Below are 26,866 nucleotides of genomic sequence, written 5' to 3'. Positions count from 1 at the left end.
GCGCCGGGCGTGGGAGAATCCGCGCCTTTTCTCGACAAGGAGCGTCGCCATGCTGCGCCTCACGCTGATGACCCTGATGCTGTTCGGCAGCGTCGCCCAAGCCCGGGCGGCAGTGGAGGAGGTGCCGCTGCTGCGCCAGACCCGCGAGTGGCTCACCGCGTGCGACAACCTGCGCAACTGCCATGCCCTCAGCGCGCCCAGCGGCCAGATGGGCTCGGAGTACAGTTCCCTGACCTTGCACGTCACACGCCGCAGTGGGCCGCAAGAGTCGCTGCGGCTGCGCCTCGATCATCGCGGGCCGGCGCTGGGCAGCTTCGAACTGTTGCTCGATGGCCAGCCCCTGAGCCTGGAGTTGCAGGCCGGGATGACGTTGGAGCTGGACGACCAGGGCACTGATGCCAACCTGCAAAGCTACGCCGTGATCATGGAGGACGATGGGCGCAAATGGTTGCAGCAACTGCGCAACGCCCAGCGGTTGCAGATGGTCGGCGACCCGCAGGCCAGCGTGTCCCTGAGCGGCTTGTCGGCCGCCTTGCTGCTGATGGACTCGGTGCAGGGCCGGCTGGAGGGCGTGACTGCTCTGATGCGTCCCGGACCGCGCCTGGCCAATGAGCTGCCACCACGTCAGTTGCCGCCAGCGCCGCGTACTTATGCTACGCCGCCGCCGGCGTTGAGCGACCAGGAACGCGCACGCATCACCGCCGCGGTGCTCAAGGACCAGGCCGGCGCCATGGCCGAGGCCGATAAACCCCGGGTCGAGGTCTATCCGCTCACCGCAGAGCGGGCGTTGACGGTGCTTTACAGCGCGTGCGCCGCCTATAACTGCGACTACCAGATCGACAGTCGTTCCCGCAGCAACCCGGCCAAGGTCCAACCGCTGAAGCGTCAGCCGCCACCGTTCGAGGTGGAGGACTCCGGCGCGGTGTCCTACGACCCCAGGACCGGGCTCCTGCGCACGTTTTACAAGCTGCGCGGCATCGGTGATTGTGGCGACCAGAGCCAGTGGGCGTTCGACGGCCAGGGTTTCCAGCTGACGGATTTTCGCCGCATGCCGCTGTGCAGTGGTCTGCGCAGCAGGGACTGGCCAGCACTGTGGAACAGCCGCGACTAGCCTTCAGCCCGCTATAGATTGGCCTGGTGCCGTTCCCAACCGGCTGCCTGGCGTTCGACCCACTGCTGCTGAAAGGCCAGGAACGCCGCAGTGGGCTGTTGCATCTGCACGAACTCCAGCATCGGATCGCTGACCACCGTGCGGATGCCCGCCAACTCCTCGATCACCGCCAGCCCGCAGAACGGCACGTAGGCCTCGGAGTAGCCGCCCTCGTGGACCAGCACCAGTCGGCCCTGGCACAGACGTTCGGCGGCCTGGCGCAGCAGGCGGGTCATGGTGCGGAACGAATCACTGTGCAACAGCATGCGCGCCAGAGGGTCGACGGCGTTGGCGTCATAACCGCAGGCGACGATGATCAGCTCCGGTTCGAAGCGCTCCAGTGCCGGGATGACCAGGCGCTGCATGGCCTGAAGATAGGCCTCATGCCCGCTGCCCGGTGGCAGGGGAATATTGAGGTTGGCGCCGAGCCCGGGCCCACGGCCGCGATCTTCTTCACCGCTGTAGCCCGGCGGGAAGCACCCGTCCTGGTGCAGCGATATCGTCAGCACGTCGCCGCGCGCTTCGAATATCGATTGGGTGCCGTTGCCGTGGTGCACATCCCAGTCGATCACCGCGACCTTGCCCAACCCGCGCCGAGCCTTGGCGGCTTCGATGGCGATGGCGATATTGGCCAGAAAACAAAAACCCATGGCGCCGTCCGCCAGGCAGTGGTGGCCCGGAGGCCGGGACAGCGAGTAGGCGTTGTCGAACTCGCCCGCCAGCACCCGGTCCACCGCCGCCATGGCCAGCCCGGCGGACAGTTTGGCGATCTCGTAGCTGCCCGGGCCGATGGGCGCCTGGGGCCCGAGTTCGCCGCCCCCGGCGTCACTTAAGGCCTTGAAGCGCTGCAGGTAGCCCGGGGTGTGCACCCGCAGCAAATCTTCCTCGCTGGCGGCGCTGGCGCTCTGGACGTGCAGCTGACGGGTCAGCCCGGACACATCCAGCAGGCTTTTCAGCCGGCGTTTGGTTTCCGGTGATTCGGCGTGGCCGGCGGCGGCCGGTGGTTGCACCCAGCCGCCGACCGGCAAGGTCAAGGCGTGCAGCCCGGCGCTGTGCCAGAGGCTGAGTTCATCGAAGAAAAAAGCAGTTTTACGGGTCATTGACGCGGTGCTCCAGTGGGGTAAGGGAAGCATGGGTTATGCCTGGGGGATTGTTTTCACACGGCAAGCCAGCATCAGCCCCAGGGACAGCAAAGTGATGCAGGCCCCGCCCATCAGCAGGGGGGAGAAACTCGCGCTGTTTTCGATCAGGCGCCCGGCGATGGCCGGGCCTATGGCCAGGCCGCCACCGATCACCAGGTTCGAGGCGTTCATCAGTTTTCCCGAGCGATCCAGGTCAGCCAGGCACGCCAGGATCAGCGGCAGGATGAAGGTCCAGGTGAACTTGAACGCCAGCGCGGCCAGGGCAAAACGTGCCAGGGGCGGCTGGCCCAGAAGCAACAGCACCGAGCCGGCCATCAACCCGTACCCCAGCACCAGCAACAGCTGGCGTGGCAGACGATTGCCGATCAACGAGGCGCAGCCGGCCCCAACGATGCCCATCAGGGTGGCGATGGCGAGGATTTCACCGCTGTGTTCCGCCGTGATCCCGGCCTTGGCGCCGATCGAGCCGATAAAGGTCCAGATTCCGCTGAGGCTGATGTAGAAGCTGAGGATCCCGAGAACGCCCAGGGCGGCCTGCCATTTTGAGCGCTGCGGCCCTTGCTCCACGGCTTGGGCGGCGGCCGGCGCAGCCTGGGGGAAATAGCGCGCCAGGGGCAGGAACAGCGCCATCAGTGCGGCGAGGATCAGGTAGCACGCGGCCAGACCGTAGTGCTCGAACAGCCGGGGCAGGATGCTCAAGCCCAGCGCGCCGACCACCAGTTGCCCCATCACCCACAGGCCATAGACACGGCTGGGGTTGGCGCTGGAGGCCGCACTGGAAAGGCAGATGATCATCAGCGAACCGCCTGCCAGGGCGCTGCAAAAACGCAGGGCCAGCAGCGCGCCGTAATCCGTGACGAGCATCGACAGCAGGTTGGCGGCAATAAACAGTACGCCGGCCAGCAGTGCGGCGCGGCGCCAGTCGAAACGTTTGAGCCACCATAGAGCGGGCAGGGTAGCCAGGCTCATGGCGCCCAGCTCGGTGGAGAACAGGTCACCGATCTGCGTCGGGCTCAGGTGCCACTGGCTGGCCAACTGCGCCGCAATCGCCGGCGCGGTCATGAGGATGGTTGGGACGATGGCGGCGAACAGCACAATCGCCGCCAACCGGGCCAGGGGCGAGACGCTCAAGCCCTGGTCGCTGTTCAAGGTGTGGCTGTGAGTGGTCATGGACAGGCTCCGGAAGGGCGCTTCAGAACACATGAACCAGGCGCAGCAAGGCGTCGGTCCCGTGGTAACCGTTATCGGTGGCAACGTTCTGCGACAGGCTGAACATCAGCTGGTTTTGCTTATCCAGCCAATGGCCGACCTCGAAGCCAATCTGGGTGTAGCGCTTGTGGGTGTCGTCGATGCGCTGGTCATTGATCCGCAGTTCACCGCCGTCGGCGTGGATCAGGCGCAGGGCACCATAGGTGCTCGGGGTGAAGTCATAGGACGCGAAGGCTTGCAGCCGATAGAGCGGGTCCTGCTTGAGTGAGCTGCCAAAGTAGTCGTCATTCTTGGCGTACAGCTGGGCTTCGAGGTTGGCTTCCAGCACCCACTTTTCGCCGATGCCCTGGGTGTAGTTGTAAACAAAGGTCGCGCCCCAACGGTTGGCCCCCGGCGATACATCGGGGTCCCGGCTGTGGTACTCGCCTATGGGCAGGGTGATCAGGGTCAGCAGGCCGCTGTAGGTACGCGATGCCGGGTCGTTGATGAAAAACAGGGTGCCGCCGACCTGGGGATCGCCGAAGCCGCTCTCACCGGTGTGCTGGCTGGCACCGGGCAGGCGAGCGTTGATGTCGGCAAAGGGCACGATGAATTGCGGGGTGCACAAGGTGCCGCAGATGTCGCTGAAAAACACCTGGCGGTAGGCCATGGCGTTGACCCGCAGTTCGGCCTTGCCGGTGCTGTCAGCCGGGCCGTGGAAGTCGCCGGCGCGGGTGGCCGGCAAGTACAGCACGCCCAGGGTGGTGCCCGAGGGCGCACCAAAAAAATCCCGCGCGTTAAGGTCGGCGGCACCGGCTTGCAGGCTCAACAGCCCCGTGGTCAAGGCCACGGCGGTGGAGCAGAGGGTGAATCTGTGCATGGCGTTACGTCTCTGTTTTAGGTTGTTGTGCGGCGAGCAGCTCGCCATGACGTGGCAGTGGGGGATAAAAAACCGGCAAAAAGGTGCCCGAGGCCGCCAGGGCGGCAGCAAAAAATCAGTCGGGATCAGCGCTGGAGATCAGCTGGGAGGGGCGTGCAGTAACTGGGCGATGCGGGCCTTGTCCTTGACTCCGAGCTTGCTGTAGATGGCGCGGATATGGTGGCGCACGGTGTTGGGCGACATGCCCAGGTCCCGGGCCACTTCCTTGTAGGTCTTGCCGTCGCCGAAGCATTGCGCGACGTCATTTTCTCGCGGGCTCAACTGCGGCAGCACGCTGCGGTTGCGCGCAGCCAACAGATACAGGTCGCCCACGGCCGAGGCTTCGACCTGTAAATGCTTGCCTTCGAAGCCGTCACCATTCAGCGCCACCGGTAACTGCGGACCACTCCATTGCGGCCATTCGCTGAGCAGCAGGTCGACAAACCCGCGCTCGGCGCAATGCAGGGTGCCGCGCTGATCGCAGACCGCCAGTGCCAGGTTGCGCGGGCGGGTAAGTTTTTCGCGCATGGCCACCAGGGTGCGGATCTGGTTGGCCGACACCGCGGCCACCAGGTGCAGCATGATGTTGTTCAGCAAGTGGCAGTCGTCCTCGCGAAAGCGCGGCGCACCGGGCTTGCGGTACAGCGCCAGGTGATCGCTGAGGTGGGTGTGGGGATCGATGTAGACCACGCACATCAGCTCGCCGATGTCATAGGTCGCGCCCAGCCAGTTCAGGCCAGGGCCATTGGCCGGATTGCGCATATCGATGATCACTGCCTGCCCGGGGGAGGCGTGCACGCGGCTCACGGTGACGTCGATATGGCGGATCGACTGCCAGTCCGGCAGGTAGCTGGGCGGCAGGTGATACAGGTAGGAACTGTGCTCCTCGGGCAAGCCGTCGATCAGCGCGGCGCGTCCCCACCAGGCGCTGTCAAAGGGCAGCACCTGGCTGATACGGGCCAGGGCATGCGGGTGCAGGGTTTCGATGTCCTGGTGCTGGGCCAGGCGTTGCAGTTCGAGTGTCAGCGCGCTGAAGGCTGCCAGCAGGCCGGCGTGACCATGATCATGACCGCTCATTGGGGTGTACCTCTGTGCGACTTTCTTATTATTTTCGTCACGAAGTAGTGAAGGACCGGAACGTCGCGAAGACGTGGGCAGGGCCTGAAATCGAGTATCGGCGGGTTGCGGCACCCTCGCCATCCTACAGATGCAGGAGGCTGGCCGAGAGCGTCGCGCTGCCCAACCTGCCGGCCAAGGCGCTGTATGCCCCGGGCCAGAGCGATCCCGTGAAACCTGCGGTTATGCTCGGCGCCAAGGCAGCAGTCAAGGCCGTTGATTGATTGTGACTACCTGGTCACAACTGGAAATATTTTTTGCCGGCGGACGCATTAAACCTCAAGTCCGGCCGATATCCATTACAGGCTCGCAGACCAACTACAACAGTCGGGCCGACCTGTCACACCTCCAGCACGGCTGGCCGACAGGGCTATTGGCATGGATGCGCGCAACCCCTTATTTCCCGAGAGTCGTCCTATGTCCCTACGTAATATCAATATCGCGCCTCGCGCTTTCCTCGGTTTTGCGTTCATTGCGTTGCTGGTCGTGGTGTTAGGTGTGTTTGCGGTCAACCGCATGTCAATCATTCGCCAGGCGTCCATCGATATGGACACTATCCAACTGCCGAGTGTGAGGTACCTGGGGAACATGACCGAGAACGTCCTGCGCATGCGCATCCTGTCGTTCCGCATCCTGGTCAACCGCGAGGCGGCCGGCCTGGATGAAGCGCAAACCCGCATCGGCGTGCTGGTGGACAAGCTCAAGCAGGCCCAGGCCAGCTACGCAGCGTTGCCGGCGGGCAACGAGGAAGCGGCGCTGTACAAATCCTTTGCCGCCACCCTGGAAAACTACCTGCAAGCCCAGAACCAGATGCTGGAGCTGTCGCGGCAGAACAAGCTGGAGGAGATGCGCAGCCTGATCAACACCCGGATCAAGGACGGCACCGACTTGATGGGTGACCAACTGAACAAGCTGGTGGCGATCAACACCGCCGATGCCACGGCGGCATCAGCCGATGCCGGCAACCATTACGACAGCGCGATCACCTGGATCATCCTGGTCGCCCTGGCGGCGGCATTGATGACGGTGCTCCTCGCGCTGTTACTGACCCGCAGCATCGTGCAGCCGCTGAACCGGGCCTTGAGCGCCGCGCAAACCATTGCCGGCGGCGACCTGACCAAAGTCATCGAGGTCGACGGCAAGGACGAGTCGTCGCGGCTGCTCAGCGCCCTGGCCGATATGCAGGGCAATCTGCGCCGTACCATCGAGCAGATCTCGGGCTCTGCCACCCAGCTGGCGTCAGCCTCGGAAGAACTCAGCGCGGTCACCGAGGAAGCCTCCCGTGGCCTGCAACAGCAGAACAACGAAATCGAACAGGCCGCCACTGCGGTGAATGAAATGACCGCCGCCGTGGAAGAGGTCGCGCGCAACGCGGTGTCGACTTCGGAGGCCTCGCATCAGTCAACCCAGGCCGCCCGTGAAGGCCGTGATCGCGTGGTCCAGACCGTCGACGCGATCCAGACCATGACCCACGACGTGCAAAACACCTCGGTGATGATCGAAGGCCTGGCCACCCAGGGTCGAGACATCGGCAAGGTGCTGGATGTGATTCGGGCCATTGCCGAGCAGACCAACCTGCTGGCCCTGAACGCCGCGATCGAAGCAGCCCGGGCCGGTGAGGCCGGACGTGGTTTTGCGGTGGTGGCCGATGAGGTACGGGCCCTGGCCCACCGCACTGCGCAGTCGACCCAGGAAATCGAAAAAATGGTCGCCGGGATCCAGAACGGCACCGGCGAGGCGGTGCAGTCGATGCAGCAAAGCAATCAACGGACCCAGAGCACCCTGGAAATGGCCCGCGCCGCCGGTGTGGCCCTGGAGCAGATCGCCGAGTCGATCAACCTGATCAACGAGCGCAACCTGGTCATTGCCAGCGCCTCGGAAGAGCAGGCTCAAGTGTCGCGGGAGGTCGATCGCAACCTGGTGAACATCCGCGACCTGGCTACCCAGTCGGCGGCAGGAGCCAACCAGACCAGCGCTGCAAGCCATGAGCTGTCGCGCCTGGCGGTGGATTTGAACAGCATGGTGGCGCGCTTCGTCATCTGACCAGGCGTGAACCCGGCGCCCGTCACGGCGCCGGAAGCCGGTTTAACCGGCGGCTTGCGGCCACAGCTGTTGATTGACCAGATTGGCCGGGCGTTGTCCGGCCAATGCCGCCAACAGATTGTCGACGGCGCAGCGGGCCATGGCTTCGCGGGTTTCATGGGTGGCCGAACCGATGTGCGGGGTGGCCACCACATTGTCCAGTTGCAACAACGGTGAGTCGTGGTCCAGCGGCTCGCGCTCGAACACATCCAGCCCGGCCGCGCGGATCTTGCGCTGCTGCAACGCCTCGATCATCGCCCCTTCGTCCACCACCTTGCCCCGGGAAATATTGATAAAAATGCTTTCCGGGCGCATCAGCTCGAATTCCTTCGCGCCGATCAAGCCCTGTGTCTGGGCGGTCAGCGGCAGGGTCAGGCAAATGAAATCGGCCTGCTGCAACAGTTGCTCCAGGCTGCAATAGCGGGCGTTGAAGCGCGCCTCCACCGCCGGTTTCGGCGAGTTGCTGTGGTAGATCAGCGGCATGCCGAAGCCAAAGTGCCCGCGCTGGGCCAGGGCCTCGCCAATGCGCCCCATGCCGATGATGCCCAGGGTCTTGCCATGCACGTCGCTGCCAAAGTGCCGCGGGCCGATGTTGCTGTTCCACTGCCCGGCGCGGACCAGGGTGGCCAGTTCCACCACCCGCCGCGCGGTGGCCAGGATCAGCGCAAAACCGGTGTCGGCGGTGGTTTCAGTGAGCACATCCGGGGTGTTGCTGAGCAGGATCCTGCGCTGGCTCAGGTAGTCGATGTCGTAGTTGTCGACGCCCACCGAGACGCTGGCGACCGCCTCCAACTGCGGTGCCAGGTCCAGCAGTTCGGCGTCCAGGCGCAGGCTTGCGCCGAGCAGGCCCTGGGCCCGGGGCAGGGCTTCACGCAGGCGGTCCATGCCGGCGGGGCTCAAGTCTTCGATCAGCGTGACCTCGGCCTGGGCTTGCAGACGCGCCATCAGCTCCGGGGACATTTTTTTGTAGACAACAACCTGTTTTTTCATCGGGTTCACCACCGTGTTCGGTTCAGGAATGGGCCAAGCGTCGACGAGCAGGCAAGGCCGGCGCCGTGCGGTCACTGGCGCCGGGCTTGAGGAAAATCGTCAGGACCACCGACAGCAGCAACGCGCCGCTCATCAGCAGGTAGGAAGCGCCGGGCGAGCCGGTGGCGCTGTTCAGGTAACCCACCAGGTAAGAGCCGCCGAACGAGCCGAGGGCGCCCATGCTGTTGATCAGCGCCATGGCACCGCCGGCCACGTTGGCGGGAAGAATCTCCGGCACGATGGCGAAGAACGGCCCATAGGGCGCGTACATGCAGGCCCCGGCGATGACCAGCAAGGTGTAGGACCACCAGAAGTGTTCGGCGCCCAGCAGGTAGGAGCCGTAAAAGGCCACGGAGGCGATCAGCAGCGGCGGCCAGACAAAGCGTTTGCGCTTCTGGATCCGGTCCGAGCCCCAGGACACCCCGAGCATGGCAATCACCGCCGCCAGGTACGGCAGCGCCGACAGCCAGCCGGCCTCGACCATGTCCATCTGCGCGCCGTGCTTGAGAATCGACGGCAGCCACAGCACAAAGCCGTAGACGCCGATGCTCCAGCAGAAAAACTGCAACGCCAGGATGATGACCTTGGGTGAGCGGAAGGCTTCGGCGTAGTTCTTTACCGCTTTCATGCCCACCTGTTCGGCGTCCAGGGTGCTTTGCAGGTCCTGTTTTTCCTGCGAGGTGAGCCATTTGGCTTCGCTTGGGCGGTCATCCGCCAGGCGCCACCAGATAAACGCCCAGAGTACGGCCGGCAGACCTTCGATGATAAACATCCAGCGCCAGCTGAAATGCTCCACCAGGTAGCCCGAGACTACCGACATCCAGAGCATGGTCACCGGGTTGCCGAGAATCAGGAAGGTGTTGGCGCGGGAGCGCTCGGCACGGGTGAACCAATGGCACAGGTAGACCAGCATCGCCGGCATCACAGCGGCCTCGACCACGCCGAGCATGAAGCGGATGACGATCAGCATATAGGCGTTAGAGACGATACCGGTCAGGGTCGCCAGGGCGCCCCAGAGAATCAGGCTGACAAAAATCAGCTTCTTCACGCTGTGCTTTTGCGCGTAGATCGCCCCCGGCACCTGGAAGAAGAAGTAGCCGAGGAAGAACAGGGCGCCCAGCAGCGACGACAGTCCCGGGGTGATCATCAAGTCGGCGGCCATCCCTGAGGCGGCGGCAAACCCGTAGTTGGCGCGGTCCAGATACGCCAGGCTGTAGGTGATAAAGACGATGGGCATGATGTACCACCAGCGGCGGGTGGCGAGTTTTGCGGTGTGCATGATGGAACTCCTGAGCTTGTTGTTTTTGTCGCAGCAGGTAACGCGTCACGGGTCAATCGGGTGCGGCGGTCAGGCGCTGGATCGCAAGCGAACGGCAGCGGGCGGGGGCAGTTCTTCACGGCGCGGCAGGCCTTCCATATCGCCACGGCTCTGCACCGCGCGGCTGCCGATCCAGTTGGCGCGCTGTACGGCCTCGGCCATGCCGAGGTTTTCCAGCAGGCCGCTGATCAGGCCCACGGCAAAGCCGTCGCCGGCGCCTACGGTGTCGACCACCTCGGCCACCGGCACGGCCTCGACAAAACCTTGATCCAGTTGGGTGCGGTAATAGGCGCCGGCGGCCCCGAGCTTGATCACCACGGCCTCGACCCCCTGGTCCAGGTAAAACGCGGCGATATCGGCCGGGTCTTGCAAGCCGGTCAAAAGGCGACCTTCACTCAGGCCCGGCAGCACCCAATGGGCTTGCACGGCCAGGCGGTTGATCTCGCTGATCATCTGTTTTTCGCTGTCCCACAGGCTGGGGCGCAGGTTGGGGTCGAACGACAGGCTGCGTCCGGCGGCGCGCATCTGGCTCATCAGCACCTGGGACAGCTCCCGGGCCGAGGCCGAGAGAGCCGGCGGGATGCCGGTGGCGTGCAGGTGCCGGGCCTTCAACAAGGCCGGCGCGATGTTGTTGACCGAGAGCCGGCTGGCTGCCGAGCCACGGCGGAAGTACTCGACCCGAGGGTCGGCGCCGTGTTCTTCGAGGGATTTGAGCTGAAACCCGGTGGGGTGCGCGGGGTCGGTCTCGACAAAGCGGCAGTCCAGGCCCTCGGCCTTCAGGGTGTCGACCACAAAACGGCCGAATGAATCGGCGCCGACCCGGCTCAGCCAGGCCACGTTGAACCCCAGGCGCGACAGGCCAATGGCAACATTACTGTCGGCGCCGGCAATGCGTTTATGGAAATTCCCGACCTGGGCCAGGTCGCCGCTGTGCTCGGCGACGAACATGGCCATGGTTTCACCGAACGACAGGATATCGATCTCAGACATGGGCGTTCTCCAGGCGTGACTGGCCCAGGCGGGCGAGGGTGCCGACGTGGTCACGGGTCAGTTGCACCAGGTCCTCGCCTTGCAGCGGGTATTCCACCGCGCGGTTAATACCTTGGGTCATGTGCCGCAACAGTTGTTCCCACAGATGCAGGTCGGCTGCGCTCGGCGGGATGGCCACCAGCTTGCCGTCGGCGCGGCGCGCCACGGCTTTGCAATGCACATAGCCGACATGCCGCCCCAGCAGGCGCGCGGCGGTGGCGGCCGACTGGTCCTGCCACTGCCAGTTGCCGATGTCGAACGTCATTTGCACCGGCAGTTGCAGGCGCTCGACCTGATCGAAAAAACGCTGGAACGGTTCGATTCGCCCGCCGTGCAGGGTCTGGTCGTTTTCCACCAGCAGCCGCACCGGGTGCCGCGCCAGCAAGGCGCCGAGGCTCTGCAGGTCGTTGTTGTCGGTGAAGTAGCCCAGAGACACTTTCAAACTCGTGGCGCCAAAGGCATGGGCGCGCAACAGGGCCTGTTCCAGCTGCGGATTGGCCTGGGACTGGCCGGCGACCCACAGTTCCAGTGGCGAGGAAAACAGGCTTTCGAGTTGCTGCGCCGCAGTGGCCTGGGCCAGTTCGGCCGGGACTTCGTCGGTGAGCAGCTCTTCACGCCATTCGATTCGCGAGGCCCCGGCGGCGGCCAGCACCTCGATGAAATGGCCTTGGCCCTGGGTGCGCACCAGGTCGGCACCGTAGCTGGAGAGGCTGATGGAAACGGGTGATTTATGCATTGTTCTGACCTCTGAAACCGGTTTCATTTTTGTTCAAAAAATTTTGCTGAAGCGCATCCAACATCTGTCGGCAGCGATTACCGCGAAATACTGTGTTTCACCGACCCCGGGTCGATCCCCGCACAATCAACTGCGCCGCAAAATCCAGCACCCGCAGCGGCTGGGTGTCACCGCGCAGGCGCTTGAGCAGGCATTCGAATGCGCTCGCGCCTATGGCCTCGGTGGGTTGGGCGAGGGCGGTGATGCCATTGCCCACCAGGGGATACCAATCCAGATCATCGAGGGCGATCAGGCCGATCTCGTCGAACAGGGGGCAATCCAGTTCGCGCAGGGCCGTGGTGGCCGCCAGCGCAGCGACGCCGTTGGCGCAGAACAGGGCTTTGGGCCCCGGGCCCGGGGCGGCGAGGAAGTGCTTCAGGTGTTGAGTCAGGGCGCTGCCGGTTTCCAGGACCTGGCCGTGCAGGCCCGGGCGCTGGGCGATTTCGTTGTGGAAGCTGGCGACCCGCTCGATCCGCGAGCTGGTGCCGTCATGGGGTTCGCTGACCAGCACGATGTCGCGGTAACCGCGCTCCTGCAGGTGGCTGAGGGCGGCGTTGACGGCCGCGGGGTTGTCCAGGCCCACCAGGTCGCTGTGCAATTGGTCGACCTTGCGGTCCACCAGGACCATGGGCATTTCCTGGTGCAGTTCGCGCAGTTGGTCCAGGTGGTGGCCGAGGGTGTTCACGATCAGGCCTTCGATGTTGTACGAACGCAGGTTGGCCAGATGCTGGCGTTCCTGTTCGTCATCGCGGTCGGTGTTGCACACCACCAGGCTGTAGCCGTGCTGGCGACAGGCGGTTTCCACGCCATGCATCACGGCAATCGAATAGGGGTTGCGGATATCGGCCACCAGCATGCCGATCAGGCGGGTGCGCCCGCGTTTCAGGCCGCGGGCCATCTGGTTCGGGCGGTAGCCCAGTTCCTCGATCGCCTGCTCGATGCGCAGGGCAATGGCATCGGAGAGCAGGGCGCGGTCGTCGCCGATAAAGCGCGAGACACTGGCCTTGGAGACTCCGGCGCGCTCGGCCACATCAAGCATGGTGACGCGGCTGCGCTGGGCGGCGGAAAAACTGTTCACGGGCAACGACCTTATTTTTTTGATTATTGGATTTCGCCAAGCTTGAACTTGCACTGAAACCGGTTTCAGGAAACAGCAAAGCGCAATCGGCGTCAAGTCCGATCCACCGCGGCATCTGACCAACGGCGGGCGCCGTGACTCAAGCCAACAGGCTCAGCCAGGCCGAAGCCAGCAACAGCAGGGCCATGCCCCGGTTGAAACGCTGCATGGCAATAGGCGAGCGCAGCACCTTGCTCGAACCGGCACCGAGCATGGCCCAGGCTCCCAGACACGGCAGCGAGATCAGGAAAAACGCCAGGGACAGGTACAGCACATGGCTCTGGCGCTCGGCGCCTTCACCGGCGAATACGCTGACCACCGCCAGCGCCATCATCCAGGTCTTGGGGTTGACCAATTGCAGGCTGGCACCCCCCAGCAGTCCCAGGCGGCGCGGGTTGCCGCTATCAGTTGTGGGGACGAGGGCTGTGGCCGGTGCGCGGTAGATCTGCCAGGCCAGGTAGCTGAGCCAGAGGATGCCGATCCCTTGCATGGCGTGTTGCACCGCAGGCAGGCGAGTCAGGGACTGGCCGAAGCCGCTGCCCACCAGCAGCACGATAGTGGCCGCCGCGATGCCGGCACCGAGGATGATCGGCAACGCCGCCTTGAAGCCGTAGCGGGCGCTGTTGCTCAGCACCAGGATATTGGTCGGCCCGGGGGTGATGGAGGCGACGAAGGCAAACAGTAAAAACGGCAGCAGGGTGGGAAAAGACGACATGGCAGGCTAGCTCCGGGGAAGATCGAGACGCCATCTTCGCCAAGCAGCGCCTCAGGCGTCTGGAAGCTTTGTGCAGCGCTTGCGGTACAGCGCCGGGGTCAGGCCGTAGGCGCGGACGAACCAGCGCCCCATATGGCTCTGATCGGCAAACCCCAGGGCCATGGCCACCTCGGCGGTGGGTTCGCCACGGGCCAAGAGGCGCCGTGCCCGAGCCAGGCGCAACTGCACCAGATAGGCGTGGGGCGGCAAGCCAAACGCCGCCTTGAACGCGCGGCTCAGGCGAAAACGGTCGACGCCGCAGGCCTGGCTCAGTTCATTGAGGCTGATGTCCAGCTGGCCGTGGGCGTGCAGGTACTCCCGAGCACGGTGGGCCACCAGCGGCAGGCGCGGGTCATCGCGATAACGCTGGCGCCAGTGCAGGTGCCCGGTGAGTTGTTCGAGCAGTTGGTCGAGAGCGCTCTGGCGCACGATCCGCAGTTCCCCGCTGTGCAGACTGTGGAAGGCGTTGCAGGTGGCCTGGGCCAGGCGCGGGTCACTGGCCAGGGTGCTGGCGAAGCTCAGTTGACTGTCGGCCGGCGCCTCTTCGAACAGTGCGCCGAGTTCGCGGGTCAGCCATTGCGGGTCGAGGTACAGCATGCGGTAGGTAAAGCCGCCGGCGCTGGGGGCCTCGCCGTCGTGCAACTCGCCGGGTTCAAGCAGGAATACCTTGCCCGGGGTGCTCTGGTGCCGCGCACGGCGGCAGTTGAACTGCTGCACCCCTTGCTCGGTCACGCCCACCAGGTAGCTGTCGTGCCAGTGTGGGTCGTAGGCATGGCCGGTGAAGTGCGCGCGCAGGGTTTCAATGCCGGTCTCGGCGTCCTGGGCCAGATCGATCCAGTTGTGCGCAGTCATGGGCGCTCCGCGAAAGGGTCAAGGTCGTCAGTTAGCGCCCGCCGCCCAGGGCGGGTCTAGAAGATTTGTGCGCGGTCAACTGAACAGCCCGGCGGCGATGTTGATCGAGAAGCCGAGGATCGCAGTGTTGAACAGAAAACCGATCAGCGACTGCGCCAGCACGATCTTGCGCAAGCCACGGGTGGCCACGCCGACGTCGGCGGTCTGCACCGCCACGCCGATGGTGAAAGAGAAGTACAGGAAGTCCCAGTAATTGGGGGTGGTCAGGTTTTCGGCGAAGCGCAGGGCCGGTTCCTTGCCATCCCAGGTGTAGTAGAGCCGCGCGTAGTGCACGCTGAAAATCATCCCGATCAACAGCCACGAGCCGACCACGGTCATGCCGGTAAAACCGTAGTGCAACAGGCGCCGGGTGCTTTCCAGGTCCTTGCTGCCGCTGAGCTCGAAGGTGATTGCCGCCAGGCTGGCCAGGGCGGCGATGCACACCATGAACAGCACCAGGCTGGCGTTTTCATCCTCGACTTCGGCGATGCGCTTCACATCGTCGGCCCTGGCCCGCACGGCGAGCCAGAACATCAGCACCAGGTAGCTCCAGACCCCGGCGTTCCAGCCGATGAGGATCTTGCTGATCACCGAGTCGGCCGGGGCCAGGATCCCGACCGCCAGCCCGATCAGGGCACCGGCGGTCAGGCGGGGGTGGGTGCGGACGATATGCGGCATGGCGACTCGCTGAGGGTGGCTGGGGGCTGGCGAACTCTAGCATGAACACCCCACGGCGCCCTCAAGGGCAAACCACGCTGGCCATCCGTAACACCACGTATCAGCCTGATAATCCTTGGCGTTCTCGAGGGCCAGCGCAGTCTGCGGCAGCGGCTACAGGCCAGATCCGGGGTTTGGATCACTCGGGGAGGCGAATAAGGCCGGGTTGCAGGCCGAACACTTCCACGCCTTCGGCGGTGGATTTGCCGGCGGTGACCGGCAAGCGCTGCACCGGTTGGTCCGGCCCCTGGCGGTATTCCACGCTCATGCCGTCGGGGCCGCGCTGGATCGCCGCGGGCGGCACGATAAACGCCTGGTCATTGCGGTAGGTGACGATCGTCAGGCGCGCACTCATGCCCAGGCGCACCCGTTGCAGCTGTTCGCGGGTCAGCTTGGGGATCGACAGGGTCACCGGAAACTGCGCGCTGCCTCCGGCGCTGTCGCCGGAGGTCGCCAGGCTGCTGACGATATCCACCGTGCCATTGAGGCGCTCACCGTCGAAACCGTCGCCGAGAATCTCCACGCTTTGCCCCGGGTGCAACTGGTTGATGTCCAGCTCCGAAACCTTGCTGACGATCTTCAACTGCTCGATGTTGGCCAGGCCGAACAACACTTGCCCCTGGTTGACCCGCGCACCGGCCTGAACCGGCCCCGAGGCCATGGCACTGGAGTTTTGCCCGCCCGTCGAGCCCGGCGCCGGCACCACGATTCCGGCAAAGGGCGCCCGCACATTGCGCCCTTCAAGCAGGGTGCGCAGCGCCTGGTATTTCACGGTGGCGTTGGTCAGTTCCATTTCGGCGATCTGCAGGTACTCGCCTTTGCCCTGGGCCAGGGTCTGCTCCAGCTCGCCCTTGGCCGCCTGCAGGTCGAGGCGCTGGACCTGCAACTGCTGGTTCAGGTCGTCCAGTTCATTGCGCGCGACGATGCCACGACTGAACAGGTTCTGGCTGTCATTGAGCTTGCGTTCCGAGTTACTCAGGGCCATTTCCGAGGTCCTGACCGCGCGCCGGGCGCGGGTCACTTGCTGGCTGCTGTCCCAGTCCTGCAGTTCCTGCACCGCGCGGCGCGCCTTGAGTTGGGTCGACAAGGCATCGCGCAACTGGATTTCCAGGAGTGCCGGGTCCATCTGCAACAAGGCCTGCCCAGCCTCGACCCGCTGCCCCTGTTCCACCAGGTTGGCCTGGACGTTGCCGTCAAAAGGCGCGGTGAGGGTGATGGTCTGTTGCGGCTCGATCTTGCCCACCAGGCCGATCTGATGGCTCAAGGGTTTTGGTTGCACGGCAATCCACTGCGCGCGGGCCGGCTGTTCGGCGACGGGTGCCTGATAGCGCAGCACGGCAAACCCGGCCACGCCCAGTACCAGCAACAGCGCGCCAACCTGCAACGTGCGCTTGTGACGGCGGATAACACCCGTCTTATCAATAGTCGTTGAGCGCAATGTCCCAGCTCTCCAAAGTCATGCCCAGGGTCAGATCCAGCTGGGTCTGGGCGTTCAGATAGGCAATCAGTGCATTCAGGCGGGCGTTTTCGGCGTTTCGCAGGTCGCCTTCGAAACTCAGCACCTGGAAGTTGCTGGAGCGTCCGGCGCTGAGTTTTTCCCGTTCGATGTCCAGTTTGCGCCGCGACAGATCCACCGCGCGCTGGGCGATCTCGTATTGCCGCCAGCGCGTGCCGAGGTCACGCACCACATCGTTGACGCTGCGCTCCAGGGCCTGGCGGGCATCGGCCAGCACCAGTTCCTGGTTTTCCACGTCGACCCGCGCATGGACCTCGGCCTGCCGGGTACTCAGATCGCCGATAGGAATCTGTACCTGGACCCCGGCATAGCTGTCCCAGCGGCGCCCGGAGCCGTTGCCGTTATCGTTGTCATAACGGTCGCTGATCTGGTTGGCCCCGGCGACCAGCGACACATCCCAGCGGCTCTGGTCCTTGGCGATCACCAGGTTGAGGTCGGCCTGCTGGCTGCCCAGCAGGGTGGACAAATATTGCGGCTGCTGCACCTGGGCCAGGCGCAGTGCCTGGCCCTTGTCGATGCTGACTTTGCTGGCCTCCAGGGCCTCGCTAGCGCGAATCGGCGTGGACAGGTCCAGGGCCAGCAAGCGCAGCAGCGACAGGCGATTGATGTCCACCTGGTTCTGCGCCTCTTCCACCCCCAGTTCCTGGGTGGCAATGTCGGCCTCGGTTTGCACGATCTCGAATTCCGCCATGCGCCCGGCGCCAATCAACGCCTTGTTCACCTCCAGCAGGGCCGAGGCGCGCTTGAGGGCTTCCCGGGCAATGGCCAGTTGCTCCTGGGACCTGAGCAGTTCGCGGTAGGTGGTGATCACGTCAGAAATGGTCTGGGCCACGCTGGACTTGAGGTTGAGGCGATTGGCCTGCTCCGAGATCCGCGCCAGGCGCAGCGGGGCGGTGGTCACGTCCCAGCCGGCACCGCGCAGCAGTGGCTGGATCACGGCCAGGTCCAGGCCATCGCTGCGATAGCGCCCGGCCCGGTCGGCGTTGTTCAGTTGCTGGGTCCAGGCCATGCTCAGGCGCGTGCCGTATTCACCCAGCAGGCTGGTGGTTGGCGCGACCGTGGCGTTGCGGCTGCGGTCGGCGGTGCCTTGGGCAGTGCGGTAGTTGCCATTGAGCAGCAGCTTGGGGTTGAAAGCGTCTTCAGCCACCCGCAGGTCGAACTTCTGTGCCACCCGCTGCAGGTAGGCGCTGCGAATCCCTCGGTTATTGCGCAACCCCAGGTACACCGCATCGCCCAGGGTCAGGTCGGTCATTTGCTGGCTCAGCAGCACACTGCGCGCCTGGGCGTTGCGCAATGAGGGCGCGGCGGCCTGGCTGGCCATGCTGGGCTCGGTGGCCGCGAGCAGGTGGGTGTTGAACAGGTAGAGGACGCAAACCATCCATGGGCGCCAGTCACTCATCGCGCAGGGCCTCCACCGGTTGCAGGCGAGACGCCGAGACGGCCGGATACAGACCGAAAAACAGCCCCACCAGCAAGGTACTGCCGACACCCAGGGGCAGGGCCGCCGCCGCCAGGGTGAATTGCCAACCGGACAGCACCGCATAAATGGAAGCCGCCGCGACGCCCAGCACCGCCCCGCACAGCGCGCCGACGGCGGTCAGGGTCACGGCTTCCAGCAGGAATAGATTGCGGATATCCCGGCGGCGCGCGCCCAAGGCCATGCGAATGCCGATTTCCCGCCGGCGCTCGGACACGTTCATCAGCATCACATTCATCACGCCAACCCCGCCGCCAATCAGGGAAATGCCGCCGAGGGCCAGCAGCAGGTAGCTGAAGGTGCGGCTCTGGCGGGTCATGCCGTCGATGATCTGTTGCGGCAGTTGCACGGCGATATCCCTGCCTCGCAGTTGCTGCTTCAAGGCCTGGGTCAGATCTTCGGCGGCCTGGTTCATGTCCTGGCCCATGGCCGCCCGGGCGATCACATTGCTGATCTGCGGCGCGGGGTAGATGCGGCGCATGCCTTGCAGGGGGATGAAGATCGAATCATTGGCCTGGACCGGAACCATCAGCGACGCCGGTTGTTCCTGAAGGATGCCGATCACCAGGAACAGGTAGTCGTTGACCCTGAGCCGGTCGCCGAGGCGCAGCGGATCCCCGGGGGTACTCAAGGCCTGGGCGACCTTGTGCCCGACCACGGTGTAGGTCTCGCCCTGATCGAAGTCCGAAAGAAAGCGCCCCTCGCGCACATTGAAACGCATGGCCCCGGCCAGTTCTTCGGTACTGCCGACCAGTCCGGCGCCGGTGGAGCGACCATGGAAGACCAGCGGGCCGCTGGCCAGGGTCACGGGGGCGATAAACATCATGTTTGGCGCGTCCCGGTGCAGTTGCTCGACATCCAGCATCGGCGGCAGCGGTACACGGCTGTCGGCAGCGCCGGGGAACTGCACAGACAGGGTATCGGTGCCCATGTCCTTGAAAATCGCCGCGGCTTCCTCGGCCGCGTTGTTGCCGATATTGATCAGCGCCACCACAGAGGAACTGCCGATGACGATGCCCAGCAGCGCCAGGATCGAGCGCTTGCCCAGGGTGCGCAGGCTGACAAAAGCCTCATGCAGCAATTGGCTGGCGCTTTGCTCGACCCTCAGGCTCATGCCGGGCACGCCTCCTGCACCACACCGTTGTGCACGCGGATCTGCCGTTGCAGGCGGCGGGCGATGTGCGGGTCGTGGGTGACGATAATCAGCGTCACGTGACGCTCGCGGTTGAGCGACAGCAACAACTCCATGATGTCCTGGGCGGTTTGGCTGTCGAGGTTGCCGGTGGGTTCGTCGGCGAGGATTACCGAGGGCTGGCCGACCAGTGCCCGGGCAATCGCCACCCGCTGCCGCTGGCCGCCGGAGAGGTCGGCGGGACGGTGTTCGGCGCGTTCTGCCAGGCCCACCTGGTCCAGTACGTGCATGGCCCGTTGCAGTGACTCGCGGCGCGCCACGCCGCGATAACTCAAGGGCAGGGCAACGTTGTCCAGGGCACTCAGGCGTGGCAGCAGGTTGAAGCTCTGGAACACAAAACCGATTTGTCGGTTGCGAATGGCCGCCAACTGGTCGGGGCTGGCGCGGAAAATGTCATGGCCGGCGAAGCGGTACTCGCCGCTGTCCGGCAGATCGAGCAGACCGAGGATATTAAGCAGGGTGCTTTTGCCGGAACCGGAGGCGCCGAGGATGGCGCAGCTTTCGCCGACCTCGATGGTCAGCGAGACGTCCTTGAGAATCTGCAGGTGCTGGTCTGCCAGCCGATAGCTCTTGCCGATGCCTTGCAGGGAGATGAAGCCTTCGTGAGCAATTGTGTCTGTCATTGCTTACCGCGCTGGCAGGCTGGGCGTCGCTGGGCGAATTCCCCAGGGCCGAGAAGGGCAGACAGGGAATTGCACACAGGATCAGCACTGGTTTTATTTATTATTTTTAAAAATTTGTTTGAATAGTAGCTGTGATCCCAAGGCGACGCTAGCCGTCAAGCTCGGGGAATGGGGCAAATTTCTCCCGTGATTGCGTGACAATTTGAAACATTTTTTTCGCCCCGGTCGGTGCCAGACTGGCGAGTCGAAAAAAGCCCGGTTTAACCGGCGGCATCCGTCAAAGGCTTGCTTTAAAAGGGCCGCACGGGTATAAAAAATCAAATTTTTTTAAAACGCTGTTCGTACGGTCAGTTTTTTACCCCAGCAAAGGTCTCCGCCATGGTCGCAAAGAAACTCAGTGCTCCAAATGTCACCAAGACCCGACTGCTGGAAGCGACGGAAGCATTGTTTATCAAGTTCGGCTATGACGCCGTGCTGCTGCGCCAGATCACCGAGCGGGCCAAGGTCAACCTGGCGGCGGTGAATTACCACTTCGGCGACAAGGACTCACTGATGACCGCGCTGCTGATGCAGCGCCTGGGGCCGCTGAATGACCAGCGCCTGGAACTGCTCGCCAAGTGCGAAGAACAGAGCGACGGTCCGCTGGACTGCGAAACCCTCCTCGGCGTGCTCTTCGCCCCGGCCATGGGCCTGGAGCGCAGTGATGAATCCGGCATTGAAGGGCGTTCGTTCATTCGTTTTCTCGGCCGGGTCTACAGCGACACATCGCCCTTTATCCAGGAATACCTCAAGGAACATTACCAGCCGGTATTCGAGCGCTTCTTCAAGGCGTTCGCCCTGGCATTGCCCGACTTGCCGCGCAATGAACTGGGGGTGCGCTTGCAGTTCGCCCTCAAGGCGATTTCCGGGGTCATGGCCGGTACCGAACTGCGCCTGCTGATGCAGGCCATGAGTCTCGGGCGTCCGGCCACCGATGCCGAGGTCATGGCCAAGCTGATCAGCCTGGTATCCGCCGCCATCCGCGCGCCGATGCAGGACCCAGAGTCCGAGCAGGCTTTGGAAAAAGTCCTCAATACTCAACGGCTGATTCGTCAGCAAGGCAGCCACAGCGCCAGCTGAGCTGTGCGTTAACGCCAGGGGCCCATCATTCGATCGCCGAATGATGATTCAGAGCCAAGGATGGTTCTGCTAGCGTGCAGAAACCTTACGGCCCATGGACACCCATCGATGATTCCCTACCAAGCGCATCGACTCTCAGTCAACGGCATCGACCTGTGCGTGCAGGTCGCCGGCCCGCAGGACGGGCGCCCGGTCTGGCTGCTGCATGGCTTTCCCGAGTGCTGGTATTCCTGGCGCGAGCAGGTGGGGCCGCTGGCGGCGGCGGGTTACCGGGTATTTGTGCCGCAGATGCGTGGCTACGGTGCCAGCAGCGCACCGCAGGCGGTGGAGGCCTATGACCTGCTGACCCTGTGCGCCGACATTCAGGCGGCCATGGACGCCTTCGGCCATCGCCAGGTGTGCATGGTCGGCCACGATTGGGGCGCGGTGGTGGCTTGGTACCTGGCGCTGCTCGAACCGCAGCGGATACAGGCGCTGGTGACCCTCTCGGTGCCCTTCGCCGGCCGGGCTAAGCGCCCGGCGATCGAGGTCATGCGTGAAGTTTTCGCCGATCGCTTCAATTACATCCTGTATTTCCAGGAGCCTGGCGTCGCCGAGGCCGAACTGGATGCCGACATCGACGCCAGCCTGCGCCTGTTCATGGGCGATGCCGGGGCCTTGCTGCAGCCCCGTCCCTCGGATGCGCGGCTGTTCGATGGGGTGCAGATTCCCGAGGTATTGCCTCCCTGGTGCTCGGAGCAGGACTTCCAGGTCTATCGCCAGACCTTCGCCGAACACGGTTTTCGCGGGGCCTTGAACTGGTACCGCAATTTCGAGCGCAACTGGCAGCGCAGCGAGTTCCTCAGTGGGGCCAAGGTCCAGCAACCGACCCTGTTTCTGATCGGCGACCGCGACCCGGTCGGGGTCCTGGAAGCGCACACCCTCAAGCGCATGCCTGACAGCGTCCCGCACCTGGAGCAGCACCTGCTGGCTGATTGCGGGCACTGGATCCAGAGCGAGCAGGCGCCCGAGGTGAATCGTCTGCTCCTGGGCTTTTTGCAACGGGTCTATGCCTGAAGCATTGCGCGACCATCAACGAATAAAGCGCTTCCGTTGGCCGATTTCCCACACCGCTTCAACCGGCGTCGCTACCGCAGGCGTGTTCTGCTCGGCGAAGGCATAGAAGCGGGCCTGGCTCATGGCTCCCAGGCCGTGCTCGGAGCTCAATTGCTGGAGCCCGTCCAGCCGTTGGCTGCGGGCAATGGGTATCACCGCAAAACCCGCCAGGGCGGCGGCGATACAGCCGGCCATGCTGCTGCTTTCAAAGGCCACTCGCCACGGCCGGGCACTGCTGGCCAGTGCCGCAATGGCGGCCTCGCGGTACACGCAGGGTTCGGGAAACACCGCCAGCGGCAGGCTGGCGTCCGGTAGCAGTTTGAGCGTGCTGCTGGAGGCCCAGACCAGCGGCTCCTACCAAAGCAATTCGCCTTCGTCATCACCCCGCGCGCATTGCTTGCCGAACACCAGGTCCAGTTGACCCAGGCGTTTGTGCTGCAGCAACTCGCTGGTGATGCCCACCTTGAGCTCGGTGCTGGCGCGGGGATGTGGGCGGTTGAACGACGTGCAACACGTGTGGCAGCCAGGTACTGGCGAAGTCCTTAGCGGTCGCTATGAACGCCAGGTAGTGCCGGGTGTGGGGCATTTTCCACAGCGCGAAGCCGGGCCGGCCGTGGCCGAGGCGATTCTGCGCTTTATCAGCCACTGAGTCGCCAGGTCGGTGTCACCCCTTCAACCCAACACCTCGCGCAAGCGGTGCCAGAGCATGCCCAATGCCAGCAGCGGCGCGCGCAAGGCCGGGCCACCGGGGAAGGTCATATGCGGCACGGCACTGAAGATATCCAGGCCCTGGCTGTGGCCGGCATGGATGGCCTCGGCCAGCAGCCTGGCGGTCCAGTGAGTGACGTTGAGGCCGTGGCCGGAATAGCCCTGGGCATAAAACACGTTCGGGTACTGCGCCAGGCGCCCGACCTGGGGGAAGCGGTTGGCGGTGATACCGATCTTGCCGCCCCATTGATAATCGATGCGCACCCTGGCCAGTTGCGGAAACACCTTGAGCATCTTCGGCCGCATGTACGCCGCAATATCGGCCGGATCGCGCCCTGAATAATGACAGGCACCGCCGAACAGCAGGCGGCGGTCGGCGGACAGCCGGTAATAATCGAGGCCGACCTTCTGGTCGCACAGCGCCAGGTTCTGCGGGATCAACTGCTGCGCCAAGGCCTCGTCCAGTGGATCGGTGGCGATGATGTAGCTGCCGGCCGGCAGCACCTTGCCGCTCAGGCGTGGTTCCAGGTCATCCAGATGGGCATTGCAGGCCAGCACCAGATTGGCGGCGCGCACCGTGCCCTGGGCGCAACGGATTGTCACGGATTTGCCGTGCAGCAGTTGCAGCGCCGGGCTGTTCTCGAAGATCCGCACCCCCAGGGATTCGGCCAGGCGAGCTTCGCCCAGCACCAGGTCGAGCGGGTGCAGATGCCCCGAGCCCATGTCCACCAGGCCACCGGCATACACCGACGAACCCACCACCTGGCCCATGTCCGCGGCACCGACGATGCGTGTCGCGTGGGCATAGCCCATGGCCGCCAGGCTGTCCTGCTCGGCCTGGAAGGCGGCGAACTGCGCCGGGGTGTTGGCCAATTCGCAAAACCCCCAGCGCAGGTCGCAGTCGATGCCGTGTTCGCCGACCCGTTGCCGCACCAGCTCCACCGAGTCGATGCCGGCCCGATTCAGGTAGTTGACTCCTTCTTCGCCGACGTAGCGCGCAAAGCCGCTGACGTCATGGCCGATACCGCGAATCAGCTGGCCGCCATTGCGCCCGCTGGCGCCCCAGCCGATCCGCTGGCCCTCGAGCAGGATCACCGACAATCCGCGCTGGGCCAGTTCGATGGCGGTGTTGACCCCGGTAAAGCCGCCGCCGATGACGCAGACGTCGGCCTCCAGGTCCTCATTCAGCACCGGGTAGCCGGCCAAGGCCCTGGCCGAGGCCGCGTAATAGGAGCGGGCGTGCTCGGCAGGCGCCGCCCCGGTGTTTGGCTGATTCATTTGTTGGACTTCACTTTGCTCCAGGACCGGGTCATCAGACGCATGATGGCCGGCGGCTGGGTACTGGAGATGTAGAGCTTGTCCAGCACCTCCTGGGGTGGGTAAACCTCGGGGTTATTCACCAGTTCGGGGTCCATGTACTGCTTCGACGCCGGGTTGGGGTTGGCATAACCGACCGAGGCACTGACCTTGGCGATCACCTGCGGGTCCAGCAGGTAGTTGATAAAGGCGTGGGCCTCCTTGACATTGCCGGCATCGGCGGGGATGGCCAGCAGGTCAAACCACAGGTTGCTGCCTTCCTTGGGGATCGAGTAAGCGACATTCACCCCGTTTTTCGCCTCTTTGGCCCGGTTCGCCGCCTGGAACACATCCCCCGAATAACCGAAGGCCAGGCAGATATTGCCGTTGGCCAGGTCGGACACGTACTTGGAGGAGTGGAAGTAGGTGATATACGGGCGGATCGCCAGCAGCTTGGCTTCAGCTTTCTTGTAGTCCTCGGGGTTCTCGCTGCGTGGGTCCAGGCCCAGGTAGTTGAGCACCGCCGGGAACACTTCATCGGGCGAGTCCATCATCGACACGCCGCACTGGCTGAGCTTTTTCAGGTTCTGGGGTTCGAAAAACACCGCCCACGAATCGATATGGTCGATCCCCAGCACCTGCTTGACCTTGTCGACGTTGTAGCCGATGCCGTTGGTGCCCCAGAGGTAGGGCACCGAGTGCTGGTTGCCGGGGTCGTTCTTCTCCAGCAGGGCCAGCAGTTTCGGGTCCAGGTTCGACCAGTTCGGCAGTTGTGCGCGATCCAGCTTGAGGAAGGCCCCGGCCTTGATCTGGCGCGCCAGGAAGTGGTTCGACGGCACCACCACGTCATACCCGGTGCGCCCGGCCAGCAACTTGCCCTCCAGGGTCTCGTTGGAGTCGAAGACGTCGTAGATCACCTTGATTGCGGTTTTTGCCTGGAAGTCGGCGAGGGTGGTCTCGCCGATGTAGTCGGTCCAGTTGTACACGCTGACGCTCGGCTGAGCCTGGGCGCCGGCGCTGCACAGCAACGCCAGGGCCACGGGAACCACGGATTTCAATAGACGCATGTCGACACCTCTTCGAGTTGTTGTTCGATCGTGATGCAAAGCCCGATATCAGACGCTGAGCAGCAGGAATTCCCGTTCCCAGGAGCTGATCACACGCTTGAAGTTTTCATGTTCGGCGCGCTTGACCGCGACATAGCCCTGGACGAATTTACGCCCCAGGTACTGCTCGATGGTCGGGCAGCTCTCCATGTGCGCCAGGGCATCTTCAATGGTGATCGGCAGGCGCAGGTTACGTCGCTCATAGGCCCGGCCCTGGACCGGAGCGCTGGGCTCGATGCCCTCGACCATGCCCAGGTAGCCGCACAGCAGGCTGGCGGCAATCGCCAGGTAAGGGTTGGCGTCGGCTCCCGGCAAGCGGTTTTCAACACGCATGGCCTCCGGGGTGGACGTCGGTACCCGCAGGCCGACGGTGCGGTTTTCCTCGCCCCACTCGACGTTGACCGGGGCCGAGGTGTCCGGCAGGAAGCGGCGGAACGAATTGACGTTGGGTGCGAACATCGGCAGCACCTTCGGGATGTACTTCTGCAAGCCGCCGATATGGTGCAGGAACAACGGGCTCATCCGGCCCTGGTCGTCGGCGAAGATCGGCTTGCCGGTGGCGATGTCCACCACACTCTGGTGCAGGTGCATGGCGCTGCCCGGTTCGTCGGCCACCGGCTTGGCCATGAAGGTTGCGGTGACATTGTGCTTGAGCGCCGCCTCGCGCAGGGTGCGCTTGAACACGGTGATCTGGTCGGCCAGGTCCAGGGCATCGCCGTGGCGGAAGTTGATTTCCATCTGCGCCGGGCCGTCTTCGTGGATCAGCGTATCGAGGTCCAGGCCCTGGGCTTCGCACCAGTCATAGACGTCTTCGAACAGCGGGTCGAATTCGTTGGCGGCGTCGATTGAGAACGACTGCCGCCCGCTTTCGGCACGCCCCGAACGGCCCAGGGGGGCCTTGAGCGGCAGGTCCGGGTCTTCGCAGCGCTGGGTCAGGTAAAACTCCATCTCTGGCGCAACGATCGGCTGCCAGCCCTTGTCGGTGTAGAGCTGCAGGACCTTTTTCAGCACATTGCGCGGTGACAGTTCGATCGGGTTGCCGAGCTTGTCGAAGGTATCGTGGATGACGATCGCCGTCGGCTCGATCGCCCACGGCACCACATAGGTCGCCGCGGCGTCGGGGCGGCAGACCATGTCGATGTCGGCCGGGTCGAGGAGGGCGTAGTAAATGTCGTCGTCGACAAAATCCCCGGTTACCGTTTGCAACAGCACACTTTCCGGAAGGCGCATCCCGCGCTCGTTCAGGAACTTGTTGGTCGGTGCGATCTTGCCGCGGGCAATACCGGTCAGGTCGCTGACCACGCACTCTACTTCGGTAATCTTGTGATCTTTCAGCCAAGTGGACAGCTGATCGAAAGGGGCATTCATAAAAACCTCGGGGGTGGGTTGATTCGGCGCCAGGGGCTCCGGCAAGGCTTCCCCTGCAGCGCGTTGACGACTATCTTGGTCGACGCTCAAGGTTCCATCTATCCACTTTAAGCAGAACCAAAACGCACCAAACGAGTGC

General features: G+C 64.1%; 24 protein-coding genes and 2 pseudogenes. 6 read left to right on the top strand and 20 right to left on the bottom strand.

Annotated features, from left to right (window positions below; genetic code table 11):
- The first annotated feature begins 49 nt into the window (after window positions 1-49).
- Window positions 50-1,111 (top strand): DUF1176 domain-containing protein, encoded by a 1,062-nt coding sequence (locus JFU57_RS24135; RefSeq protein WP_201131007.1) that lies wholly within the window; start codon window positions 50-52, stop codon window positions 1,109-1,111.
- A gap of 11 nt (window positions 1,112-1,122) precedes the next feature.
- Here the strand turns inward: JFU57_RS24135 and JFU57_RS24130 are convergent, their stop codons facing one another.
- The 4 genes from JFU57_RS24130 to JFU57_RS24115 form a co-directional block, all read right to left on the bottom strand.
- The gene (locus tag JFU57_RS24130; protein ID WP_201131006.1) at window positions 1,123-2,250 is read right to left on the bottom strand and encodes a class II histone deacetylase; all 1,128 of its coding nucleotides are present in this window, start codon (window positions 2,248-2,250) and stop codon (window positions 1,123-1,125) included.
- Between the two features lie 36 nt (window positions 2,251-2,286).
- Window positions 2,287-3,462, bottom strand: a complete 1,176-nt coding sequence (locus tag JFU57_RS24125; RefSeq protein ID WP_201131005.1) for an MFS transporter — start codon at window positions 3,460-3,462, stop codon at window positions 2,287-2,289.
- 22 nt (window positions 3,463-3,484) lie between these two features.
- Window positions 3,485-4,360, bottom strand: coding sequence for a transporter (locus tag JFU57_RS24120; RefSeq protein ID WP_201131004.1), 876 nt, complete (start codon window positions 4,358-4,360; stop codon window positions 3,485-3,487).
- A 138-nt stretch (window positions 4,361-4,498) separates the two neighbouring features.
- Window positions 4,499-5,476: a helix-turn-helix transcriptional regulator gene (locus tag JFU57_RS24115; RefSeq protein ID WP_201131003.1), complete on the bottom strand. Its 978-nt coding sequence runs from the start codon at window positions 5,474-5,476 to the stop codon at window positions 4,499-4,501.
- Between the two features lie 417 nt (window positions 5,477-5,893).
- Between JFU57_RS24115 and JFU57_RS33715 the strand changes: the two are divergent.
- Window positions 5,894-6,700 (top strand): annotated as a pseudogene (locus tag JFU57_RS33715) (MCP four helix bundle domain-containing protein); the annotation flags it as partial.
- Window positions 6,695-7,558: a methyl-accepting chemotaxis protein gene (locus JFU57_RS33710; RefSeq protein ID WP_371106491.1), complete on the top strand. Its 864-nt coding sequence runs from the start codon at window positions 6,695-6,697 to the stop codon at window positions 7,556-7,558. The pseudogene JFU57_RS33715 and the gene JFU57_RS33710, both read left to right, overlap by 6 nt.
- 42 nt (window positions 7,559-7,600) lie before the next feature.
- Here JFU57_RS33710 and JFU57_RS24105 read toward each other — a convergent pair whose 3' ends face one another.
- From JFU57_RS24105 to JFU57_RS24050, 12 genes are all read right to left on the bottom strand, one after another.
- Window positions 7,601-8,587 carry a 2-hydroxyacid dehydrogenase gene (locus JFU57_RS24105; protein WP_201131001.1) on the bottom strand — a complete coding sequence of 329 codons (987 nt, stop codon included), beginning with the start codon at window positions 8,585-8,587 and terminating at the stop codon, window positions 7,601-7,603.
- A 22-nt stretch (window positions 8,588-8,609) separates the two neighbouring features.
- Window positions 8,610-9,905, bottom strand: a complete 1,296-nt coding sequence (locus JFU57_RS24100) for an MFS transporter (protein WP_078472980.1) — start codon at window positions 9,903-9,905, stop codon at window positions 8,610-8,612.
- A gap of 69 nt (window positions 9,906-9,974) precedes the next feature.
- On the bottom strand, window positions 9,975-10,934 hold the full coding sequence (locus JFU57_RS24095; protein WP_201131000.1) for a sugar kinase: 960 nt from the start codon (window positions 10,932-10,934) through the stop codon (window positions 9,975-9,977).
- Window positions 10,927-11,709 carry a sugar phosphate isomerase/epimerase family protein gene (locus JFU57_RS24090; protein WP_078472972.1) on the bottom strand — a complete coding sequence of 261 codons (783 nt, stop codon included), beginning with the start codon at window positions 11,707-11,709 and terminating at the stop codon, window positions 10,927-10,929. The genes JFU57_RS24095 and JFU57_RS24090 overlap by 8 nt, the downstream gene beginning before the upstream one ends.
- A 97-nt stretch (window positions 11,710-11,806) precedes the next feature.
- Entirely contained in the window at window positions 11,807-12,826 is a 1,020-nt protein-coding gene (locus tag JFU57_RS24085; protein ID WP_342032573.1) for a LacI family DNA-binding transcriptional regulator, read from the bottom strand.
- A gap of 139 nt (window positions 12,827-12,965) precedes the next feature.
- A complete protein-coding gene (locus JFU57_RS24080; RefSeq protein ID WP_201130999.1) occupies window positions 12,966-13,580 on the bottom strand; it encodes a LysE family translocator in 615 nt (204 codons plus the stop codon).
- Between the two features lie 51 nt (window positions 13,581-13,631).
- A complete protein-coding gene (locus JFU57_RS24075) occupies window positions 13,632-14,471 on the bottom strand; it encodes an AraC family transcriptional regulator (RefSeq protein WP_201130998.1) in 840 nt (279 codons plus the stop codon).
- Between the two features lie 75 nt (window positions 14,472-14,546).
- Window positions 14,547-15,188, bottom strand: a complete 642-nt coding sequence (locus tag JFU57_RS24070; RefSeq protein ID WP_078472965.1) for a DUF1345 domain-containing protein — start codon at window positions 15,186-15,188, stop codon at window positions 14,547-14,549.
- Between the two features lie 178 nt (window positions 15,189-15,366).
- Window positions 15,367-16,632: an HlyD family efflux transporter periplasmic adaptor subunit gene (locus JFU57_RS24065; protein ID WP_201132183.1), complete on the bottom strand. Its 1,266-nt coding sequence runs from the start codon at window positions 16,630-16,632 to the stop codon at window positions 15,367-15,369.
- Window positions 16,633-16,645: 13 nt separating this feature from the next.
- A complete protein-coding gene (locus JFU57_RS24060; protein ID WP_242487515.1) occupies window positions 16,646-18,064 on the bottom strand; it encodes a TolC family protein in 1,419 nt (472 codons plus the stop codon).
- A 70-nt stretch (window positions 18,065-18,134) separates the two neighbouring features.
- A complete protein-coding gene (locus JFU57_RS24055) occupies window positions 18,135-19,334 on the bottom strand; it encodes an ABC transporter permease (RefSeq protein ID WP_201130996.1) in 1,200 nt (399 codons plus the stop codon).
- Window positions 19,331-20,035 (bottom strand): ABC transporter ATP-binding protein, encoded by a 705-nt coding sequence (locus JFU57_RS24050; protein ID WP_201130995.1) that lies wholly within the window; start codon window positions 20,033-20,035, stop codon window positions 19,331-19,333. Before JFU57_RS24050 ends, JFU57_RS24055 begins: the two co-directional genes overlap by 4 nt.
- A gap of 378 nt (window positions 20,036-20,413) precedes the next feature.
- On the opposite strand from JFU57_RS24050, the gene JFU57_RS24045 reads away from it, so the two are divergent.
- Window positions 20,414-21,154 carry a TetR/AcrR family transcriptional regulator gene (locus tag JFU57_RS24045; protein ID WP_020294609.1) on the top strand — a complete coding sequence of 247 codons (741 nt, stop codon included), beginning with the start codon at window positions 20,414-20,416 and terminating at the stop codon, window positions 21,152-21,154.
- 108 nt (window positions 21,155-21,262) lie between these two features.
- On the top strand, window positions 21,263-22,210 hold the full coding sequence (locus JFU57_RS24040) for an alpha/beta fold hydrolase (RefSeq protein WP_201130994.1): 948 nt from the start codon (window positions 21,263-21,265) through the stop codon (window positions 22,208-22,210).
- A 15-nt stretch (window positions 22,211-22,225) separates the two neighbouring features.
- Here the strand turns inward: JFU57_RS24040 and JFU57_RS33320 are convergent, their stop codons facing one another.
- On the bottom strand, window positions 22,226-22,519 hold the full coding sequence (locus JFU57_RS33320; RefSeq protein WP_242487514.1) for a hypothetical protein: 294 nt from the start codon (window positions 22,517-22,519) through the stop codon (window positions 22,226-22,228).
- Window positions 22,520-22,790: 271 nt separating this feature from the next.
- On the opposite strand from JFU57_RS33320, the pseudogene JFU57_RS24030 reads away from it, so the two are divergent.
- Window positions 22,791-22,898, top strand: a pseudogene (locus tag JFU57_RS24030) (alpha/beta fold hydrolase); the annotation flags it as partial.
- A gap of 23 nt (window positions 22,899-22,921) precedes the next feature.
- On the opposite strand, the gene JFU57_RS24025 reads toward JFU57_RS24030, so the two are convergent.
- The 3 genes from JFU57_RS24025 to JFU57_RS24015 are packed head-to-tail and all read right to left on the bottom strand — an operon-like array spanning window position 22,922 to window position 26,727.
- Complete coding sequence (locus JFU57_RS24025; protein ID WP_201130993.1) at window positions 22,922-24,235, bottom strand: NAD(P)/FAD-dependent oxidoreductase; 1,314 nt, start codon at window positions 24,233-24,235, stop codon at window positions 22,922-22,924.
- On the bottom strand, window positions 24,232-25,320 hold the full coding sequence (locus JFU57_RS24020; protein ID WP_201130992.1) for a polyamine ABC transporter substrate-binding protein: 1,089 nt from the start codon (window positions 25,318-25,320) through the stop codon (window positions 24,232-24,234). The genes JFU57_RS24025 and JFU57_RS24020 overlap by 4 nt, the downstream gene beginning before the upstream one ends.
- A gap of 48 nt (window positions 25,321-25,368) precedes the next feature.
- Entirely contained in the window at window positions 25,369-26,727 is a 1,359-nt protein-coding gene (locus tag JFU57_RS24015; protein ID WP_020294605.1) for a glutamine synthetase family protein, read from the bottom strand.
- Window positions 26,728-26,866: the final 139 nt, after the last annotated feature.

It is taken from the genome of Pseudomonas sp. TH07, from assembly GCF_016651285.1.
Lineage (GTDB): Bacteria > Pseudomonadota > Gammaproteobacteria > Pseudomonadales > Pseudomonadaceae > Aquipseudomonas.
This window is presented reverse-complemented; position numbering and strand designations above follow the sequence as displayed.

Coding starts and splice junctions, on each gene's coding strand:
- JFU57_RS24135 (WP_201131007.1), top strand. CDS start 50: ATGCTGCGCCTCACGCTGATGACCCTGATGCTGTTCGGCAGCGTCGCC.
- JFU57_RS24130 (WP_201131006.1), bottom strand. CDS start 2,250: ATGACCCGTAAAACTGCTTTTTTCTTCGATGAACTCAGCCTCTGGCAC.
- JFU57_RS24125 (WP_201131005.1), bottom strand. CDS start 3,462: ATGACCACTCACAGCCACACCTTGAACAGCGACCAGGGCTTGAGCGTC.
- JFU57_RS24120 (WP_201131004.1), bottom strand. CDS start 4,360: ATGCACAGATTCACCCTCTGCTCCACCGCCGTGGCCTTGACCACGGGG.
- JFU57_RS24115 (WP_201131003.1), bottom strand. CDS start 5,476: ATGAGCGGTCATGATCATGGTCACGCCGGCCTGCTGGCAGCCTTCAGC.
- JFU57_RS33710 (WP_371106491.1), top strand. CDS start 6,695: ATGCAGGGCAATCTGCGCCGTACCATCGAGCAGATCTCGGGCTCTGCC.
- JFU57_RS24105 (WP_201131001.1), bottom strand. CDS start 8,587: ATGAAAAAACAGGTTGTTGTCTACAAAAAAATGTCCCCGGAGCTGATG.
- JFU57_RS24100 (WP_078472980.1), bottom strand. CDS start 9,905: ATGCACACCGCAAAACTCGCCACCCGCCGCTGGTGGTACATCATGCCC.
- JFU57_RS24095 (WP_201131000.1), bottom strand. CDS start 10,934: ATGTCTGAGATCGATATCCTGTCGTTCGGTGAAACCATGGCCATGTTC.
- JFU57_RS24090 (WP_078472972.1), bottom strand. CDS start 11,709: ATGCATAAATCACCCGTTTCCATCAGCCTCTCCAGCTACGGTGCCGAC.
- JFU57_RS24080 (WP_201130999.1), bottom strand. CDS start 13,580: ATGTCGTCTTTTCCCACCCTGCTGCCGTTTTTACTGTTTGCCTTCGTC.
- JFU57_RS24075 (WP_201130998.1), bottom strand. CDS start 14,471: ATGACTGCGCACAACTGGATCGATCTGGCCCAGGACGCCGAGACCGGC.
- JFU57_RS24070 (WP_078472965.1), bottom strand. CDS start 15,188: ATGCCGCATATCGTCCGCACCCACCCCCGCCTGACCGCCGGTGCCCTG.
- JFU57_RS24060 (WP_242487515.1), bottom strand. CDS start 18,064: ATGGCCAGCCAGGCCGCCGCGCCCTCATTGCGCAACGCCCAGGCGCGC.
- JFU57_RS24055 (WP_201130996.1), bottom strand. CDS start 19,334: ATGAGCCTGAGGGTCGAGCAAAGCGCCAGCCAATTGCTGCATGAGGCT.
- JFU57_RS24050 (WP_201130995.1), bottom strand. CDS start 20,035: ATGACAGACACAATTGCTCACGAAGGCTTCATCTCCCTGCAAGGCATC.
- JFU57_RS24045 (WP_020294609.1), top strand. CDS start 20,414: ATGGTCGCAAAGAAACTCAGTGCTCCAAATGTCACCAAGACCCGACTG.
- JFU57_RS24040 (WP_201130994.1), top strand. CDS start 21,263: ATGATTCCCTACCAAGCGCATCGACTCTCAGTCAACGGCATCGACCTG.
- JFU57_RS24025 (WP_201130993.1), bottom strand. CDS start 24,235: ATGAATCAGCCAAACACCGGGGCGGCGCCTGCCGAGCACGCCCGCTCC.
- JFU57_RS24020 (WP_201130992.1), bottom strand. CDS start 25,320: ATGCGTCTATTGAAATCCGTGGTTCCCGTGGCCCTGGCGTTGCTGTGC.
- JFU57_RS24015 (WP_020294605.1), bottom strand. CDS start 26,727: ATGAATGCCCCTTTCGATCAGCTGTCCACTTGGCTGAAAGATCACAAG.